Source organism: Halomonas sp. 5021, from assembly GCF_036663435.1.
Classification (GTDB): domain Bacteria; phylum Pseudomonadota; class Gammaproteobacteria; order Pseudomonadales; family Halomonadaceae; genus Vreelandella; species Vreelandella janggokensis.
The window spans coordinates 254,224-273,773 of sequence record NZ_JAXOVU010000002.1; the positions used below are offsets into that span (position 1 = coordinate 254,224).

Consider the following 19,550-nt stretch of genomic DNA (forward strand, 5'->3'; position numbering starts at 1 on the left):
TTTGCCTGCTAGGTTAAGCGCTGGCAGAAAGCGAGCGTTGATGATGGCGCTGACTCAGTCGAGCCAAAACGACCCCGGGTAGCAGTGCCGCAGCGCCGAGGCCGATTAACTCCCATTGACTAAGCGGTACCATGCCGCCGCCGGGAAGCGCCAATAGCAGGCCGGCAATTAATACCAGGGCACGAATAATGCCCTCTTGGAGCGTCCCATAGCCCAGTCTTCCGACGCCCATCAGGTAACCCTGCATGGCTGAGGCAAATAAAATGATGCCGATGATGGCTTGGATAAATACGGCCACGATCATCAGTGGCGCTCCCTGCATAATCAGTGCGGGATTAAGCACGAAGAGGAAAGGAATAAAATAAATCACGCTACCCAAACGCATGGCTTGCAGGCCCGTTTCCATGGGCTTGGCGCCAGCCACAGTGGCGGCGGCAAAGGCACCCAGCGCCACCGGCGGGGTAATAAAGCTCAGCATGCCCCAGTAAAGGATGAACATATGCACTGCCATGGGATCGAGCCCGCCGCCTTGAATCAGCGCAGGTGCCAACGCGACGGCGAGGAAGATATACGCAGCGGTGACGGTCATACCAATGCCCAGCACGAAGCTTGTAGCAGCGCCCATAATCAGCAGTAGTGGTACGCTGCCACCGGCGATATTAATAAAGTCGTTGGCAATGGTGCCGGAAAGCCCGGTCATGGAGAGCGCACCTACCAGCATGCCTACGCCGGCTAAAATCGCGATCAGTTCTGCAAATAACTTGGCGGCAGAAGAGAGAGTATCGCCGACGTCTTTCCAGCCCCAGCGATTGTGTTTAGAAAGTTGATTGAGTACCAATAACAGTGCAGTGGCGTAAAAGGGCGCTACAGCTTCACGCTGCATGACCAAAAGCATCCAGACCAACAATGCGAAAACGAAGATAAAGTACCAGCCCTCTTTTATGGTTTGCCAAAGAGAGGGCAGTTCATCGGCGGGTAAACCTTTAATATCGTTACGTGCCGCGTAGGCGTCGATCTGGATAAACAGGCCTAAAAAGTAGAGCACTGAAGGAATGACCGCTGCCAGGGCAATACTGGCGTAGGGAATATCAAGGAACATCGCCATGACAAAGGCAGTGGCACCCATTACCGGAGGCATTAGGACGCCACCGGTTGAGGCACAGGCTTCCACCCCACCTGCAAAGGATCGTTTCATACCAATACGGCGCATCGCCGGGATCGATAAAACGCCCGTGGTCAGTACGTTACTAATGACGCTGCCGCTCATTGAGCCCATCAGGCCGCTGGAGAAAATCGATACTTTGGCAGGGCCGCCGCGCACATGGCCCAACAAGGCAAAGGCTAGGTTAATAAAAAATTTACCACCGCCGCTTTTTTGCAGCACGACACCAAACACCAAAAAACCAATAACCAGGCCGGCGAATGCCTGCAGCGGTACACCCATGATGCTTTCGGTGCTCATGGTGTGGTACATGGCCGTCTCTTCAAGGCTTGAAGGAAACGCCTGAATAGGGCCAGGGACAATATCTGCCACCAGCGGGTAGAGCGAGAACACACCCGCAATAATTGCAATCGGTAAACCACCCGCCCGGCGTGATGCTTCAATAATCAGCAGCCAAAAAGCGTAGCTGGCGTAAATCGCCACATCCGGGGCAGCAAACGCCCAACCGCGCTCCAGTATTGGCACAGCGTTATAAACAAAGTAGCCCCCAACAATGAGTGTCGAAGCGCTGAGCAGGTAGTCATACCAAGGAATAGGCTGTTCTTGCAGGCTGCTACGTAGAGGCCAGAGCAGAAAAACCAATGGAAGTAGCAGCGCGACGACGGCATAGTAAAACTGCGTTTCCAGGCCAGTAACAAAGGTAAGCCAGCCGATATTGAACAGGTAATCCAGCGTCATCAGCATCAAGACAACGGTGACAGTGGCTGGAATCCATTGCAGCGCGGTGGGAAGCTGACGAATTTGGCTGATCTTTTCTTTAACCTGCTGAGGATTAGCAGGCGAGGTTTCTGTAGTCATGGGGGCATCCGGTCAATCAGCAGGGGCGGCGAGCGCCGCCCCGTGGCGTATTACTCAAAGATCGGTTCGAAGCCAGCTTCGCTGAGTGCGGCAGCGCGGGCTTCCATCCAGTCAGCAGTAAATGCTTCTTCCTCATCAGGTGCGTCTTGCATAAAGCTTTCCCAGGCGCTTAGCAGTACATCCTGGCGTTCAACGAGCTTATCCTGGTGGGCCTGCATTTCATCGGTCCACACATCGATCTCTTTGTAGTACTCCACGACCGCATCGTGAAAGGGTATGACCCATTGAAAATCCTGTTCTTCCAAGGCATAGCCAAGGGCGCCGGGCGCGTTGTCTTTGTAGTCGTCAAAATTTACCTGCATGGCCTTGATCAAGCCGTAAGCAACGTTGTCATCCAGGTCTTGATTGGCAACCACAATGGGGTACGGGTAGCTGGCGCTGGGCACTGGGTTGTCAGCACTAATCCCCCCCGCGCCTGCGGTGACTTCATGGGGACGGAAATAGGGCGCCACTTCGGTCATGCGCTCCCAGCCCGCTTCATCTTCAGGGTCTAGTACCGGCCAGCTAATGCCGCGTGGGCTGCTGGCAAGCTGCTGGGCGGGCGGGGTTACGGTAGTGGTGAACGAGGCGTCGACATCACCGGCGATAATACCGTCGAATGAGCGTCCGTAGCCAGGGTAATCCACTCGTTCGACGTCGTCCCAAGTCAGGCCACCAAATGCTAGGTATGCTTCGGTGCCTTTGTTGAGTGCATCGTCGCCGCGGATATAGGCGATGCGTTTACCTTCGAGGTCGGCGGGTGTTTCAACGTCTAAGTCGCCTGCCACTGCTAAGGAAAGGCCAAACGAAGCGGTGGAGGTGGTAATGACTCTCAGCGGTTGAGGCCCCCAGTCTGGGTCGGCAAACATCATCACGCCTTCTGCCCCGTAGTAGCTGGATATTCCGCAGGCGCACAGGTCAACACGACCCTGCTTGAGCGGTGTCATACGTGATACGTCATTATCACCGGGCAAAATACGCACTGATGAATCGTATTTGTTCTGCAGCATGTTGCCGATGGCCACGGCTTGGGCGTAACCACTCGAGTTGGTGCCGTAGGCAGTCCAAGCCATGGTGCCGGGCAGTTCAATGTCACTGGCGTGGCTAACAGCGGCGCCGAGCAGTGATAGAGGTAAAGCGGCGATGAGTAGTCGGTGCGCAAATGGATGCATTGGGATGCTCCTTTATTGTGGTTGTGCTTATGGTTGAGTTACATTCTGCTCTTTATTGTTTTGCTGTGCGGTACTTGGTTTTGCAAAACGGTCAATTGATAGTAGAGAAGCCGCTGGGTAGCTGTCAATGTCATTATTGGTAGAGGCTCTCATTGATAATGGGCAGTTATAACCCGCTAGACAATTGGTAGATGTCAGTCAGTTACCAAGCTAATTTATTTAGGAATCGCAGACGGCTGTTGGCCAATATTCTGCTCTACTCTTCGATTCAGACATTTAGCTCTTACTCCTTTGGTATAGGCACTAGCTGAAGCACTTGACGTTCTAGTTCAGGGGTTTTAGCATTTTAATATGAAATTAGATTTTGCATAGCGAAATTACAAGAAAAATATAACATTAGCGATGCCGAGAAGCTCCGGCTGGTTATCTTCGGTAAACAGATAAACGACACCGACAACAATTAGATCGGAAAGATTTTGACTGGCATGCCAAGGCTCCCTCGCCTCAAAGAGCGATGCGCCCAACAAGAGCGTCAACGTTATACGTGAGATTGAAGTGGGCATCTCGGAGGACTATCCAGCACCAGCCCTTAATAGAGTTAGTCGTTAACTGAGCAAGCGCCAAGATGGCGCGGCAGCGGGGCGGATCCCCCGCTCCATCGGTTTGAGCGCAGTGCTCATGCCATCCCAGCGTGACATCTCTTGTCGATCTGTTGCCCCAGAGGGACGGGGGAAAAGCAGTCACGCGCCTAAAAATAATGAGGAATAGCATGTTCAGACCCTTCAAACGCAAAATAACATTAACAATCATCGGCACTTCCCTGATGCTTCCCATGGGAATAGCGAGTGCGCAAACGGCCCCCGCTGATGTCGAGGCCTTGCAAGCTCAGATGCAGGCACTGCAGTCTCAAATTGACGAACTCAAGTCACAACAAAGCTCCACAAAGGAGGAGGTCGCTACGGTAAGTGACAATGTTGTCACCCGCACACCGAAGGGTGATCTGCAGATTGGCGAGACCACGCTGTCGATTGGCGGATACGTCAAGGCTCAGGCCACGGTAGCCAACAACGGATTTAGTGATGGCAAGGCTAGCGAGATCGTCTCGGCTGGCTCCCTGCGTAACGTCGATGAGGACTTGGGTAGCCGCACTAGCTTTAGCGCGCGCCAGAGCCGCCTGAACGTTGGGACGGCCACACCGCTGGCGGGTGATACGCTTAAGACATTCGTCGAGATGGATTTTTACGGCGCGGATGGTGAGGCCAACGAATTTGTCAGTAACTCCTATGCACCGCGTCTGCGCCATGCCTACGGTAGCTGGGGCAACTGGTTGGCTGGCCAGACCTGGTCGACCTTTATGGATCTCAATGGGTTGGGTGAGGTCGATGCCTTTGGCCAGCATGCTAGCGTCATCTTCGTGCGTCAGGCGCAATTGCGTTATACCCGACCTTTCGAGGGCGGTAATCTACAGTTTGCTCTTGAGAACCCTGAAGATGGTGGCGATGATCAGTCGGTTCCGGATATCGTTGGGCGGGTAAACTTTGACGGTGATTGGGGGCATGTATCGGTGGCGGCTCTGGCACGCCGATTGGAAGTCGACAACGGGGTCGATGACGACAGCGAGTGGGAAGACGCCTACAGTGTGACAGCCCGCTTACCTACCGTTGGGCAGGATGATCTTCGTCTACAGGCTAATTATGGCAACCTTGGACGTTACATGGGCCTGCGTTCTTACCCTGATGCGCAGGTCGGAGAAGGCAATATTGATGGCGTTGACTCCTGGGGGGCCTCGGCAATCTATCGACACTATTGGACTGATGAATTACGCAGTTCACTGGCCTACTCGCGTACCGGGCTGGTCGATACGGGGGCAGGTGATATGACTGATAGCTATGACACGGCCTTTGTTAACCTCATGTGGTCGCCGATGGCGAACACTACCTACGGTATCGAATACCAGCGCTTCGATCTTGAGGAAGTCGACGGTGATGCCTTCGATTTGGACCGAGTGCACGTCTCGGCACAATATAGTTTTTAACATTTCCTAGATAGTGATTGCACTGGCTTCGTATGCGATGCCAGTGCATTACTGGCCATCGCTGCGCCAGCAGCTACTGGCTGATGAGTAACACCCCAGCCTGATTCGAGCCGCAAAAATCCACCACTCTAAGAGCGCGATACAGAGGGGAAACCATCTGTAGCTCGGCAACCCCACGGCACAAACCAGCTGTTCCAGCAGGTGATCTTGCGGGTTCTGATTGGGTCTTCGAACTAGTGTTGGTGGGTACATCATTATCCATTGGCAAAGTACGAACAGATGAGTCGTATTTATTTTGCAACATGTTCCGAATGGTAATTTTCTGGGCATAGCCATTGGAGGTGGTTCCATAAATTATTGATTATAAATGGTTTTAACATTGTCTTTTATGTTTTAGGACGACGGAAAAGAGCTTTGTAGTGTCAGAGGTAAAATTAAAGAAGCAGTGTTAAAACTTTTCGAGCTGTATTCATCTATTTTTTAATTCCGCATAGCAAAATATTGTTTTATTATTCAAAAATTGATATTACTGGCTGTCAATCGCATATCAATTGCAGCTGCTGATTTTGCTTGGCGAATAATTGGTTTGCTTTGTTAAACAATAATTGTTGGAGCTGAGAGGATGAGTCACTTTAATTGGGACGACCCGCTTCTGCTGGAACAGCAAATGACCAGCGAAGAACGTCAGATTCGTGACGCAGCATATGAATACTGCCAAGAAAAATTACAACCACGGGTTCTGTCAGCATTTCGCGAAGAACGTTTCGACCGGGAGATCATGTCGGAGATGGGTGAGTTGGGCCTTTTGGGCGCGACGGTATCGACAGAATACGGTGGCGCTGGCATCAATAATGTTGCTTACGGCCTCATCGCCCGTGAAGTGGAGCGTGTCGATTCCGGCTATCGCTCGGCCATGAGCGTACAGTCATCGTTGGTAATGTACCCGATCGAAGCCTATGGCTCCGAGGAACAGAAGCATAAGTACCTACCCAAGCTTGCCACTGGAGAGATGGTAGGGTGTTTCGGTTTGACCGAACCCGACCACGGCTCTGACCCCGGCTCGATGGTCACGCGTGCAGAGAAAGTTAATGGCGGTTACCGCCTCACTGGCGCGAAAATCTGGATCACCAACAGCCCGATTGCCGATGTCGCTGTGGTATGGGCTAAATCCGCTGCACACGATAATAAGATAAAAGGCTTTATCGTTGAGCGCGGCACTGAGGGATTCAGCGCGCCGAAAATCGAGGGCAAGGTCTCATTGCGTGCCTCAATCACCGGCGAGATCGTACTGGATAACGCTTTTGTACCGGAAGAGAACTTATTGCCAAATGTTAGCGGCTTAAAGGGACCGTTTGGCTGTTTGAACAAAGCGCGCTTCGGAATTGCTTGGGGTGTTATGGGTAGCGCTGAATTCTGCTGGCATGCCGCGCGTCAATACACGCTAGATCGCAAGCAGTTTGGACGCCCTCTCGCGGCCAATCAGCTGATTCAGAAAAAGCTCGCTGATATGCAGACCGAAATTACGCTGGGCTTGCAGAGCGCGCTTCAGGTGGGCCGCCTGCTTGATAGCGGTAATTGGGCGCCGGAGATGATTTCTTTGACAAAGCGCAACAACTGCGGCAAGGCATTGGATATTGCCCGCTTATCGCGAGATATGCACGGCGGCAACGGGGTGTCGGACGAGTATGGTGTGATTCGCCATATGGTGAATTTGGAGTCGGTCAATACCTATGAAGGCACGCACGATATCCATGCGCTGATTCTGGGTCGTTCACAGACTGGCATACAGGCGTTTTTCTGAACTTAAAAAAATAAGGCATCCAAACATGGAAAACATAGAACGCGATTGCATGGAGTTTGATGTTGTGATCGTCGGCGCGGGACCGTCAGGTCTATCCGCCGCGTGTCGCCTGATGCAACAGGCTAATGAGGCCAAGAAAGAACTCAGTGTATGCGTGGTGGAAAAAGGCTCAGAGGTGGGCGCACATATTCTTTCGGGTGCCGTGTTTGAACCCCGCGCTTTAAAGGAGCTTTTCCCCGATTGGGAAGAGCGAGGCACACCGCTGACAACGCCTGTAATCCGCGATGAAGTCTACTTGCTCAGAGACGCCGTAAAAGCGCAGAAGCTACCTAATGTCCTTGTGCCGAAGAGCATGCATAATACCGGCGGGGATATCACACGCTATGTAATCAGCGCTGGCAATCTAAGCCGCTGGCTCGCTGAGCAGGCAGAGGCACTGGGCGTCGAGATTTTTCCTGGTTTTGCCGCTCAGGAGCCTATTATCGAAAATGAGGTTGTTCGCGGCATCATGATCGGCGACATGGGAGTGTCTGCTGACGGCATGTCAAAAGATGGCTATATGCCGGGCATGGAGCTGCGTGCCAAATACACTCTTTTTGCCGAGGGGGCACGCGGCCATCTTGGCAAGCGACTAATCAAAGAGTTCGCTCTCGATGCCGGGCGCGATCCGCAGCATTACGGTATCGGCCTAAAAGAGCTGTGGGATGTTCCGGCTGATAAGCATGAGCCCGGCTTAGTGATGCATGGCTCGGGCTGGCCACTGGATAGCGATACCCATGGCGGCTGGTTCCTCTATCATGCGGAGAATCATCAGGTCGTGGTGGGGTTGATCATTGATCTATCTTATCCGAACCCTTGGACCTCTCCGTTTGATGAATTCCAGCGGATGAAACACCACCCGGTCATTAGCCAGTATTTGGAGAGCGGCAAGCGCGTGGCGTATGGGGCTCGTGCCATCACCAAAGGTGGCTACAATTGCTTGCCTAAAATGACTTTCGCGGGCGGACTTTTAATCGGTTGTGATGCGGGTACGCTAAATTTTTCCAAGATCAAAGGCTTACATACGGCAATGAAATCCGGCTTGGTAGCAGCTGAGAGCGTTTTTGAGGCGCTCCAAGTCGGTGACGAAGGCGGCCAAGAACTCACGTCTTTCACCAAGAAGTGGGAAGGAAGTTGGGCATTTGCCGAATTAAAAGAAAGTGCAAGCTTTGGACCTGCGATTCACAAGTATGGACCCATCCTTGGTGGGGCATACAACTTTGCCAATCAGCTACTCAGTGGCAAGCTGCCTACCCTTCACGATAAAATCCCCGACCACAGCACGCTTAAACTGGCTGATCAATGCGATAAAATTAACTACCCCAAGCCGGATGGCAAGCTATCATTCGATAAGTCCTCGTCGGTATTTCTCTCCAATACCAACCACGAAGAGAACCAGCCCTGCCATCTTCGCTTGGCTGATTCAGGGTTGCCGATTCGCGAAAATCTCCCTAAGTATGCTGAACCCGCACAGCGCTTCTGTCCTGCAGGTGTTTATGAAGTGATTGAGGATGATAAGGGAAAGCCCAAGTTCCAAATCAACTTCCAAAACTGCGTTCACTGCAAAACTTGCGATATTAAAGACCCCGCGCAAAACATCACCTGGGTTGCGCCGGAAGGAGGGGGAGGTCCTAATTATCCAAATTTTTAGGGCTTGTTGACGTTTAAATCCTGAGCTCAACTGATAAGTGCAACATCTGACTTATTAGAATCAGAATTGGATTAAGCGGCTTAACTTTGATCTGGGTTGTCACAAATGAGCTGACCGCTCCGATAGTGAGGGGTCACCTTGGAATACGACATCGTCATGCTCGATACTATACGATTGAGGAAAATATTTTCGCTCTATATACGTCCAAACCAATGTGGGCTGCGGGGATACGTAGGTCTCTTGGTGCTGGACCATTGGCGATAGTGCTGCGTTAGACTGAATCATAACCTGGCTTATGTAATACATGATTGCCTCAACCTCAATCTATCCACGACGTTGAGGAGAGGCAGTTCATCTATCATGCTTAATCAGTGCAATCTTTCGTTACTAAGCTCGCCGCTTGGTCTTTTTTATGTCTGGCTGGCTGTCATTGGCATCGCTTGGCTGGGGCAGCGAAGGCAGCGACTTGGCCAGCATTTCCACGCTGTGGCGGTAGTAAAGCTGGCTTTTGTTATGCTCGCCGAGACTGGCGTAGAGGCGAGCAAGCTCGGCGCAGACCACACCGCTGGGGCGTTGGCGTTGGCTGGCCTCAAAGTACTCTTGTGCTTTGGTCCATTTACCGGTGCGTAGTGACAATCGCCCGCAGGCAAGCAGCAGCTCGGGGTCGTTAGGCCGTTCCTGAAGCCATTTTTCCGCTTTGACGAGCTGGCGTGACGGATCGACATTGAGCAATCCGTAACGCTTCACAAGCCGCGCATCCCAGTGGTGATCGAGAGAGTGATTCAGCAACCGTTCGGCAATGGTGTCTTCGTTGGCCTGTAGCAGGGCCTCGGCGTACAGCACGATGAGCTCGGTCTTGCCGCGCAGGTAGTCGGGCATGTCTGCCCACAGGCTGCGAACACGCTCGATATCGCTCGGATTTTTGGCCTCGAAGATAATCAGCTCACGGTATGCCTTGAACTCGAGTTCTTCGCGCTCCTGCTGTGAAATCAGCTTTTGCGCGGCTAACCGGGGGATCAGCCGGCGTAATCCTTCCCAGTCGTTGACGCTCAGGAAGACCTGCTTGAGAAGCTTGAGTACTTGCGGGTGATTAGACAGCTGCTTGTCCAAGCGGTTAAGAATTGCCAACGCTTCTTCAGGCTGCTGGCGGTCGATCAGTAATTGCGCCTGCATCAAGCCAATGGCGGTATCAGCACCTTCCGTCGTCAGTTGGGCTTGATTGATGTGCTCCTGGGATTGGGTGTAGTTGCCTTGATAGTGTGCCGCCAGGGCTGCCGATAGGTAGTTCACCAGCGGCGTGCTGGAATCATCGGCCGCTTTCACCAGCGTTTTTTCTGCGCGTTTCCAGCGCCCTTCGGTCATGGCCACCAGCCCCCGCACAGTGCGCTTCATGGCACGGCGGTTGCGGGCGCGGCTATTCCAGGTGCGAAATCGGCCTACCGGCCGAATCATGCCGCTTAGCAGGCGCAGTATAAAATGCAGCACCAGAAAGGCGGCCAACAGCAGTACAAGGCCAAACCAGAAGGAGGTTTGCACCGAGGTGTCACCGACGCGTATCAGCCAGTAGCCGGGCACTGACATCATCAGGTGGCCAAACAGCGCCCCAACGGCGAGCCCGGCAACAATCAGCAGGATGAGCTTTCTCATGACTCACCTCCCTCTTGTTGCTGGCGCGACTCGTGGCGGTTGTCGATAAATTCCGCCATGGCCTGTTGCGATCCGCTGATATCCGGCAATTCGGGCTCGACGGTCACCTCCTTGAGTTCTTCAAGGCGCTCGATCACGCGCTGGGTTTCTTCCCGAGAGGTGTCATAGTAACCGTTGATCAGTTCCAACGCCTTGTCGATACTCGCTTCGTAAAGCGACTGCTCTTCTTTGAGCAAGGCTAACTGGGATTGCTCAAGTATCAGCCGCAGACTTTGGCGCAGGTATGATTCCTGCTCCGGCGTGACCAGCGCTTCCAGGGCTTCGTCATGGTGGCGAATCATCACCAGGTCTTTCAGTTCTTCGCCGAAGCGGGCCAGTTGGCGCTCGAAGGTGCCTGTGGGCGGCTGCTCGATGCTCGAGGTCACCGCACGCTCTTCCACTGCCTGGGAAAGGCGCAACCCGGCGACGCGTTCCTGTTGCGCATTCAGCGCCAGATAGACCCCAGTGCGGTCCAGGCGCGGGACAGCATCAAGGGCGGCCAGTTCGTTGGCGATTTCCCGCCGGACGGATGTCAAGGCAGGGTTGTCGGCATCTTCCAGGCGCGCATCGGCGGTGCGCAGCAGCGCAGTGGCACCTTCAACATCACCTTCCAACTGCAGACGCTGGTTGGCGAGGCGCAATAAATAAGCGGCTTCGGCATGCAGCCAGTCGCGCTCATCGGTTTCCTGCTCTTGAGATAGTTGCGCCAGTACGTCGTCCAGGGTGTCGTCGACGTTGCTGCGATAGTTGGCAAACTCATCGCGCAGCTCGCTGATGGTGCTGTCAAACTGTTGCTCGCGCTGGGCTTGAGCGTTTTCAAGCTGCGCGGCAAGGTCGTCAACGGCCTGTTGCGTCGCACTGCTTTCACTGAGTTCATTAAGTCGCTGCTGCTGGGCTTCCAAGCGTAGCCAGCCCTGCCAGGCGACCACGCCCACCGCTATCGCCAGTAGCAGTACCAACACAATGGCAAACCCGCCTTTGCCTTTGCCGCCGCCAGTGGGCGGCGTGGATTGGGACGGCGGGCTTTGCTTGTTGCCGGATGAAGGCGTTGACGACGAAGCAGGACTTTTTGCGCTGCTGGAAGAGGTATCCTGTGAAGAGCCACTCTTCTTGGGATCGCTGGACGCAGAGGCTTGTTGCCCGTCGCTTGATTGATTGGCGCCTTGGTTCTTTGGCTGGGTTGTATCCTGAGCGGCGTTTTTGGCGCTTTTCTGGCGTCGCCGTGAGCGCTGACCACTGGATGAGGAAGCAGGCGTCTGCGACGACGCTGAGGTGTTTGTCGAGGGGCTGGAATCGTCGCCATGACTACCAGGGGCGCCATTAGGAGGGGAGCCGGTTGTGGAGGATGACGACGGCGCCGCCTTGTCCTCACCAGCGGTATTCGCCGCGTTTTTCTGGGTGTCGTCCTGATCGCTTGTTTGTTTGCTCATCTGTCGCTAGCCCTTGTTAAGTTCCTTGATCGACATCGGCACCCGCTGGGTCTAGGTCCGAGCCAACGCGGCGATTAACGCCGGTGGTGTGGCCCCTGACGCCACAATGGGGTCGCAAAACCCCAGTCTTTCAGCCAGTGTAGCCAAACGGCGACTGGAAACGATTAGCGGTTGGTTCAACGCTGCCGGTTGGCACCATTTTGCCAGATGTTCTAAGAGTTCGCCGCTGGTGACGATCAACGCCCGGTAATTACCCGTTGCGAGCCGCGCTTTTACGGGGCTCGATGGTGTCAGCAAGCGGCGTCGGTAGACGGCCAAAGCGGTCACCTGCGCGCCGCGTTCGGCAAGCGTATCCGCTAATAGCGGTCGACCTCCTTCACCTGCGACTATCAATACGCGCTGGTGGGATAGCCTTTGCAGTGATGCCAAGCGCAGCAGCGCTTCGCTGGTATCCTCACTCTCACGTGGCGGCGGGACATGCACGCGCACGCCTAACTGGTCGTAAAGCAAGGCCGCTGTACTTTGACCAACGCTATAGTAGTCAATGCCGACCGGCAGCTGTGGCCAGTAGCGATCAAGCGCCTCGCTCAAACAGCCAGCGGCAAAGGGACTCACAATAACGATCTTATGGTACTGATCAATATTTAGCCAAACCTGGCGCAAGGTCGTGTCTTCGGGCAGCGCCTGAAGCTGCATCACGTCCAGTGCCTCAGCGTTGACGCCCTCGCGGCGCAGTGCCTCTGCAAGCACTGTCCCTCGAGTACCAGGCCGGGTGATCAGTACCGGTAGCGTCATATCTCGTTGCCGTATACCTCGGCCAGAATCTTGCCTGCTCCCTGGTCAAGCAGCTCCTCAGCGATGCGAATACCCAACGCTTCGGGTTCGTGCATCGAGCCGTGGCCCTCCGCGCGGAGCACTTCGGTGCCTTCCGGGTTACCGACCAGCCCACGCAGCCACATCGTCTCGTTATCAAGGTCCAGCACCGCATGACCGGCAATGGGCACTTGGCAGCCGCCTTCCAGGCGCGTATTCATCGCCCTTTCCGCGCGAACGCGTGTGGCAGTATCAGCATCGTCCAACGGCGCCAGAAGTGCAATTAATTCAGGATCGTGCAGTCGGCACTCAATGCCAAGGGCGCCCTGCCCGCAGGCGGGTAGGCAGATTTCAGGCGGCATCGCCTGGGTAATGCGATCGTCCAGGCCAAGCCGCTTGAGGCCGGAGGTGGCCAGGATGATCGCTTCGAATTCACCGCTATCCAGCTTGCCCAGGCGGGTCTGGACATTGCCGCGCAGGTTCAGAATGCTGAGATCAGGACGCGCCTCGCGCATCTGTAGTCCCCGTCGCAGGCTGGCCGTGCCAATGCGAGCCCCCTCCGGCAGCTCGTCAAGGCTGCGGTAATGGTTCGAGACAAAGGCGTCGGTGGGGTCGGCGCCTTCGAGAATTATCGACAGGCCCAGGCCTTCGGGGAAATGCATGGGGACATCTTTCATGGAATGCACCGCGATGTCGGCGCGACCGTCCAGCATGGCCTCTTCCAATTCCTTGACAAATAATGCTTTGCCACCAATTTTGGAAAGCGGTGTATCGGTGATCTTGTCGCCTCGAGTGGACAGCGGCACAAGTTCAACCTCAAGCCCGCTGTGCGCCGCCATCAGGCGGTCGCGAACATGCTCCGCTTGCCACATCGCCAGTTGGCTTTTCCGCGTGGCGATGCGTAGTTTGGTGATAGATGCCACGTTATTCTCCTTTTGCCGCTGACACGGCGCGTCAAATTATGATAGTTCTCATCATAAAGCACCCGGCTACCCAGTAAAAATAACCAATACCGCAAGTGATCTTGAATGCGTCCCAAGTTGCTTGCCTCAGGATACCCTATGACGCCCTCTGCACCGTATGGACAGCTGGATCAATTTTTCCTGCTTTCCCATGATTTATTTTTCTGTATTGACCTGGAAGGGCGGTTTTTGCAGGTAAACCCTGCGTTTGAGAACCTGCTGGGTTATTCAGCGGACGCACTCGTGGGTAGGCACTGTGGCAAGGTGGTTGACGTGCGGGACCACCTTCTCATCGAGACAATGTTTGAGCGCTTGATCCAGGGGCACGATGTTCCCATCTTCGAGGTGCGGGCTCGCTCGTCCTCACAGGCGCTTCACTGGTTAGAGGTCGATCCTTCGCTGGGCGACGGGGTGGCCTATGTCATCGCGCGGGTGGTGTCGGATCGCAAAGCCACCGAAAGCCGACTGAAGCTCCTCGAACGCAGCGTCGAGTCAAGTACCAATGGCATGATCATTGCGGATGCGGCCCATGCTGACTTGCCTATCGTGTACGTTAATACCGCCTTTGAGCGGATCACTGGATATACCCGCGAGGAAGCGCTTGGCCGCAACTGCCGTTTTTTGCAAGGCGACGATACCGATCCCAATACGGTCAAGCAGCTACGCCGGGGTGTCGCTGATGGTATAGAAGTGCATGTGGTAATTCGCAACTATCGGCGCAATGGCAGGCCTTTCTGGAACGATTTATACGTTTCTCCGGTGCGCGATACGTTGGGGCAAGTGACCCATTTCATCGGCGTGCAAAACGATATCTCTGAACAGCGCGAGTACCAGGCACAGTTGGCTTATAACGCCAGCCATGATGCGCTGACGGGGTTGCCCAACCGGACGCTGCTGACCCAGCGCCTGGATCAGGGATGCCTGGTGGCGCGCCGCTACCAGCGTCATCTCGCCGTGCTGTTTATCGACCTGGACGAATTCAAGCCGATCAATGACACCCTTGGGCATGAAGTCGGTGACTTTATTCTGATGGAGGTCGCCAAGCGGCTTGAAGAGGAACTGCGCCCCTGGGATACCGTAGCGCGTTTCGGCAGTGATGAATTTGTGGTCCTCCTGCCGGATCTGGCTCACCACAGCGACGTGATTCAAGTGGTTGAGCGGATTCTCAAACGATTGGCGACACCCTACTGGCATCAAGGCAGCGAGTTGCGCATTACCGCAAGTATCGGTGGGGCGATGAGCGACGGTACCCTCAGTGACCCTTCCCAGTTGATCCAGCAGGCTGACTTGGCCATGTACAAGGCCAAGCGTCGCGGGCGTAATACCTGCCAATGGTATACCGAGGATCTCAACCGCAAGGTCAGCGAACGGGTCAGCCTGCGCAATGCGATGCAGTATGCGATTGAGCAGCAGCAGTTCGAGCTGTATTTCCAGCCCCAAATGCACGGGCCCAGTGGCAAGGTGGTGGGCGTGGAAGCCCTGATCCGCTGGCCGCACCCTGAACGTGGCTTCATTCCGCCCGGGGATTTTATTGGCCTGGCGGAAGACACCGGGCAAATCATCCCGATCAGCGACTGGGTGCTCGCCACTGCCTGCCGCGTTGCCAAGCAACTGAACGAGCTGGGCCTGGGGCGAATCACCATGGCGGTGAATGTTTCGCCGATGCATTTCCAGCGCCCCGGTTTTCTGGAAACGGTTGAACGGGTGCTTGAGGAAAGCGGCCTGGCGCCGGAACTGCTTGAACTGGAACTGACCGAAGGCGTATTGATGGATAGCGCGGAGCAGGCCATTCAAGCGCTGCAGCGCATACGGCAGTTGGGCGTTCACATTGCCATGGATGACTTTGGCACCGGTTTTTCCAGCTTGAGCTACCTTAAACGCCTTCCTATTAACAGAATCAAAATTGATCGTTCATTTGTGCGTGATGTGATTACCGATCGCCACGATGCCGCCATCATTGATGGCGTTGTTGCCATGGCGGGAAAGATGGAGCTAGAGGTGCTGGTCGAGGGCGTGGAAACCGCTGAGCAGTTTGCCTACCTTGCCCAACGTCACTGCGACTACTTGCAGGGCTACTACTTCGCGCGCCCCATGCCATTGAACGCCCTGCTTGATTTCTTAGCGTCGCCCCCGACGTTGTCGACGCCCTAGGCATTGATGCCGTCGTGATAAAAACGGCGTGCCGCTCCCGAGGGTGACTCTGTTACACTTTCCGCTATCGACTCTAATTGTTTTGTCAGCAGGATATGCCTCCGATGAGCCAAGCTACGAACCAGTCTTGGGGCGGTCGCTTCAGCGAGCCCACCGACGCCTTTGTTGAACGCTTTACCGCGTCCGTCAATTTTGATCAACGCCTGGCGCGCCAGGATATCCAGGGATCTATCGCCCACGCGACGATGCTGGCGCGCGTCGGCGTGCTGACCGACGACGAGCGTGACGCGATTATCAACGGCCTGAGTGAGATCAAGGGCGAAATCGAGCGCGATGAGTTTGAGTGGTCGGTGCCGCTGGAAGACGTGCACATGAACATCGAAGCCCGGCTGACCGACAAGATCGGTATTACCGGCAAAAAGCTTCACACCGGGCGTTCGCGCAATGATCAGGTGGCTACTGATATTCGCTTGTTCATGCGCGACGCCATCGACGTCATAGAAGCCGAGCTTGTCCGCCTGCGCGAGGGAATGATCGAGCTTGCTGACCGCGAAGCCGATACCATCATGCCCGGTTTTACCCACTTGCAGACCGCCCAGCCGGTGACTTTTGGCCACCACTTGCTGGCCTGGCAAGAGATGGTCGCCCGTGACCACGAGCGCCTGCTGGACTGCCGCAAGCGGATCAACGTGATGCCCCTCGGTGCTGCGGCGCTGGCCGGTACCACCTACCCGATCGATCGTCACGTGACCGCCGAACTGCTGGGCTTTGAGCGCCCGGCGGAAAACTCGCTGGACGCCGTGTCCGATCGCGACTTCGCCATCGAATTCACCAGCTTCGCCAGTATCCTGTTGATGCACCTGTCGCGCATGAGCGAAGAACTGGTGCTGTGGACCAGCGCCCAGTTCGATTTTATCGATTTGCCCGACCGCTTCTGTACCGGCTCGTCGATCATGCCGCAGAAGAAAAACCCCGATGTGCCTGAGCTGGTGCGTGGCAAGACGGGCCGCATCTATGGCCACTTGATGAGCCTGCTGACCCTGATGAAGTCCCAGCCGCTGGCCTATAACAAGGACAATCAGGAAGACAAGGAACCCCTGTTTGACGCCGTGGATACCGTGCGTGATTGCCTGAAAGCGTTCGCCGACATGGTGCCGGCCATCGAGCCGAAAAAAGCCAGCATGTTTGAAGCGGCGCGCAAAGGCTTTTCCACGGCCACCGACCTGGCTGACTATCTGGTGCGCAAAGGGGTGGCCTTCCGTGATGCCCATGAGATCGTCGGTCAGTCGGTGGCCTATGGCCTGAGGACTGAAAAAGACCTTTCAGAAATGACGCTAGATGAACTCAAGCAGTTCTCGGCCACTATTGAGCAGGATGTATTCGAGGTGCTGACGCTGGAGGGCTCTGTGGCCGCGCGCAATCACATCGGCGGAACGGCCCCCGACCAGGTGCGTGCCGCCGCCCAGCGTGCCCGCGAGGCACTGGCAACCTTGAAAGGGGGGGCACTATGAAAAAAATTGCCTTACTCGCCGTGGTGGCCCTGTTGCTGGTCGGCTGTGGACAAAAAGGGCCGCTCTACCTGCCCGATGACGATAATGTCGATCAGCAGGAGGGTTAAATGGATCATTTTAACGACCGTGACGGCCTGCTTTTTGCTGAAGATGTCCCGCTTGACCGTATCGCCGAGACATACGGCACGCCTTGTTATGTCTATTCAAAGGCAACACTGACGCGCCATTTCCGCGCCTACACCGAAGCGTTGGGCGGCCATCCACACCTGATTTGCTACGCGGTAAAGGCAAACTCCAATCTCGCCGTGCTGGGGCTGTTGGCCAAGCTGGGAGCGGGTTTTGACATTGTGTCGGTGGGCGAGCTTGAGCGCGTGCTCAAGGCGGGCGGTGACCCGGACAAGGTCGTGTTTTCCGGCGTGGCCAAGCAGCCCCATGAAATGGCCCGGGCACTTGAAGTGGGCATCAAATGTTTCAACGTCGAGTCACGCCCCGAGCTCGAGCGGCTGAACGCCGTGGCGGGTGAGCTTGGCAAGATGGCCCCGGTGTCGCTGCGGGTCAATCCCGATGTGGACGCGGGTACCCACCCATACATTTCCACTGGCCTTAAGGACAACAAGTTCGGCATTCCCGTCGACGATGCCCTGACGGTGTACGAACTGGCCGCAAGTCTGCCCAACCTGCAGGTCAAGGGCCTGGATTGCCATATTGGTTCGCAGCTTACCGAAACCGCGCCGTTTCTGGATGCGCTGGAGCGTTTACTGGTGCTCATGGAGCGCCTGCGCGAGCGTGGCATCGAGATCGACCATCTGGACCTGGGCGGCGGCCTTGGCGTGCCCTACCGGGATGAAACCCCGCCGCACCCGTTTGACTACGCAAGCCAGCTACTCTCGCGCCTGTCGCGTTGGGAAGGCGGCGAGCAACTGACGCTGCTGTTCGAACCCGGTCGTTCGATTGCCGCCAATGCGGGGATCATGCTCACCCGTGTGGAGTTTTTAAAACCTGGCGAAACCAAGAACTTTGCCATCGTGGATGCCGCCATGAACGATCTGATACGCCCGGCGTTGTATCAGGCATGGCAGGCCATTGTCCCGGTGGATACGCGATCAGCGCGCGAAACCTCGATCTACGATGTGGTGGGGCCGGTCTGTGAAACGGGCGACTTTTTGGGTCAAGAACGCGAGTTGGCGATTGCCGCGGGCGACCTGCTGGCCGTGCGGTCCGCCGGCGCCTATGGGTTTGTCATGGCCTCCAACTACAACAGCCGCCCGCGCCCCGCTGAAGTGATGGTAGACGGCGAACGTTGTCATCTGGTCCGCGCCCGTGAAACGCTGGAAAGCCTGTGGTCCGGTGAAGCCTTGCTGCCCGAAGGAGGCTGCTAATGCTTTTGCACTTCACCAAAATGCACGGCCTCGGCAACGACTTTATGGTGGTCGACCTGGTCACCCAGCGCGCCCGCCTGCGCGACGAGCAAATACGCCAACTGGCGGATCGGCGTTTTGGCATCGGTTTTGACCAACTGCTGATCGTGGAGCCGCCCCGCGACCCTGATATGGACTTTCGCTACCGGATTTACAACGCTGATGGCAGCGAAGTCGAAAACTGCGGTAATGGGGCGCGCTGCTTTGCGCGCTTTGTCCGTGAACAGCGTCTGACCCACAAGCACGAAATTCGTGTTGAAACCGCTGGCGGACCGCTGGTGTTGAATGTTCAGCACGACGGCCTGGTGCGTGTCGACATGGGGCAGCCGCGCTTTAATCCGGCAGCCGTGCCGTTCGACGCCCCGGGCGACCAGCCGCTGCACGATGTCGAGGTGGATGGTGAAACGCTGCAACTGGGTGTGGTGTCGATGGGCAACCCCCATGCGGTGCTTCAGGTCGATGACGTTGATACCGCTCCCGTCGCGCGTTTGGGTCCGCTGCTCGAAGCGCATCCGCGCTTTCCCAAGCGTGTGAACGTGGGGTTCATGCAGGTGCTGTCGGCAAGCGAAATCCGGCTACGGGTATTTGAACGCGGTAGTGGCGAAACGCTAGCCTGTGGTACCGGGGCCTGCGCCGCCGTTGCCAGTGGTATCCGCCAGGGGCTGTTAAAAAGCCCGGTGCGCGTCCATTTACTCGGCGGCGAATTGAGTGTCGAGTGGTCGTCACCCGAGTCACCGCTGATCATGGTGGGGCCGGCGACGCATGTCTTCGACGGCCGGGTAGCGATTTACTAGCGCTTTTGAACAACCGATAGAGCAAGCA

The 19,550-nt window shown here is 55.8% G+C and carries 13 protein-coding genes and 1 pseudogene; 8 read left to right on the forward strand and 6 right to left on the reverse strand.

Annotated features, from left to right (window positions below):
• Nucleotides 1-13: 13 nt before the first annotated feature.
• Together R3F64_RS04875 and R3F64_RS04880 are read right to left on the reverse strand one after the other, a co-directional pair.
• Nucleotides 14-2,020 (reverse strand): TRAP transporter permease, encoded by a 2,007-nt coding sequence (locus R3F64_RS04875; RefSeq protein ID WP_085918062.1) that lies wholly within the window; start codon nucleotides 2,018-2,020, stop codon nucleotides 14-16.
• A gap of 50 nt (nucleotides 2,021-2,070) precedes the next feature.
• Nucleotides 2,071-3,231, reverse strand: a complete 1,161-nt coding sequence (locus R3F64_RS04880) for a TAXI family TRAP transporter solute-binding subunit (RefSeq protein WP_085918063.1) — start codon at nucleotides 3,229-3,231, stop codon at nucleotides 2,071-2,073.
• A gap of 769 nt (nucleotides 3,232-4,000) precedes the next feature.
• On the opposite strand from R3F64_RS04880, the gene R3F64_RS04885 reads away from it, so the two are divergent.
• From R3F64_RS04885 to R3F64_RS04895, 3 genes are all read left to right on the forward strand, one after another.
• On the forward strand, nucleotides 4,001-5,266 hold the full coding sequence (locus R3F64_RS04885; protein WP_085918065.1) for a DcaP family trimeric outer membrane transporter: 1,266 nt from the start codon (nucleotides 4,001-4,003) through the stop codon (nucleotides 5,264-5,266).
• Nucleotides 5,267-5,888: 622 nt separating this feature from the next.
• Complete coding sequence (locus R3F64_RS04890; protein WP_332610132.1) at nucleotides 5,889-7,067, forward strand: acyl-CoA dehydrogenase; 1,179 nt, start codon at nucleotides 5,889-5,891, stop codon at nucleotides 7,065-7,067.
• A 25-nt stretch (nucleotides 7,068-7,092) separates the two neighbouring features.
• Nucleotides 7,093-8,757, forward strand: coding sequence for an electron transfer flavoprotein-ubiquinone oxidoreductase (locus R3F64_RS04895; RefSeq protein WP_085918067.1), 1,665 nt, complete (start codon nucleotides 7,093-7,095; stop codon nucleotides 8,755-8,757).
• A gap of 387 nt (nucleotides 8,758-9,144) precedes the next feature.
• On the opposite strand, the gene R3F64_RS04900 is transcribed toward R3F64_RS04895, so the two are convergent.
• The 4 genes and pseudogenes from R3F64_RS04900 to hemC all read right to left on the reverse strand — a co-directional run bounded on the left by R3F64_RS04900 (nucleotide 9,145) and on the right by hemC (nucleotide 13,609).
• Nucleotides 9,145-10,404, reverse strand: coding sequence for a heme biosynthesis HemY N-terminal domain-containing protein (locus R3F64_RS04900; protein WP_085918068.1), 1,260 nt, complete (start codon nucleotides 10,402-10,404; stop codon nucleotides 9,145-9,147).
• Entirely contained in the window at nucleotides 10,401-11,873 is a 1,473-nt protein-coding gene (locus tag R3F64_RS04905) for a uroporphyrinogen-III C-methyltransferase (RefSeq protein WP_264824944.1), read from the reverse strand. Before R3F64_RS04905 ends, R3F64_RS04900 begins: the two co-directional genes overlap by 4 nt.
• Nucleotides 11,874-11,889: 16 nt before the next feature.
• A pseudogene (locus tag R3F64_RS04910) lies at nucleotides 11,890-12,668 on the reverse strand (uroporphyrinogen-III synthase).
• Entirely contained in the window at nucleotides 12,665-13,609 is a 945-nt protein-coding gene (gene hemC / locus R3F64_RS04915) for a hydroxymethylbilane synthase (RefSeq protein ID WP_085918070.1), read from the reverse strand. Before hemC ends, R3F64_RS04910 begins: the two are co-directional and overlap by 4 nt.
• 138 nt (nucleotides 13,610-13,747) lie before the next feature.
• On the opposite strand from hemC, the gene R3F64_RS04920 reads away from it, so the two are divergent.
• The 5 genes from R3F64_RS04920 (at nucleotide 13,748) to dapF (ending at nucleotide 19,522) form a co-directional block, all read left to right on the forward strand.
• On the forward strand, nucleotides 13,748-15,799 hold the full coding sequence (locus tag R3F64_RS04920; protein WP_332610139.1) for a putative bifunctional diguanylate cyclase/phosphodiesterase: 2,052 nt from the start codon (nucleotides 13,748-13,750) through the stop codon (nucleotides 15,797-15,799).
• Nucleotides 15,800-15,903: 104 nt separating this feature from the next.
• Entirely contained in the window at nucleotides 15,904-17,310 is a 1,407-nt protein-coding gene (gene argH / locus R3F64_RS04925; protein WP_199284267.1) for an argininosuccinate lyase, read from the forward strand.
• Nucleotides 17,307-17,417, forward strand: a complete 111-nt coding sequence (gene lptM, locus R3F64_RS04930; protein ID WP_082925969.1) for an LPS translocon maturation chaperone LptM — start codon at nucleotides 17,307-17,309, stop codon at nucleotides 17,415-17,417. Before argH ends, lptM begins: the two co-directional genes overlap by 4 nt.
• A complete protein-coding gene (lysA, locus tag R3F64_RS04935; RefSeq protein WP_199284266.1) occupies nucleotides 17,418-18,689 on the forward strand; it encodes a diaminopimelate decarboxylase in 1,272 nt (423 codons plus the stop codon).
• A complete protein-coding gene (gene dapF, locus R3F64_RS04940; RefSeq protein WP_085918074.1) occupies nucleotides 18,689-19,522 on the forward strand; it encodes a diaminopimelate epimerase in 834 nt (277 codons plus the stop codon). Before lysA ends, dapF begins: the two co-directional genes overlap by 1 nt.
• Nucleotides 19,523-19,550: the final 28 nt, after the last annotated feature.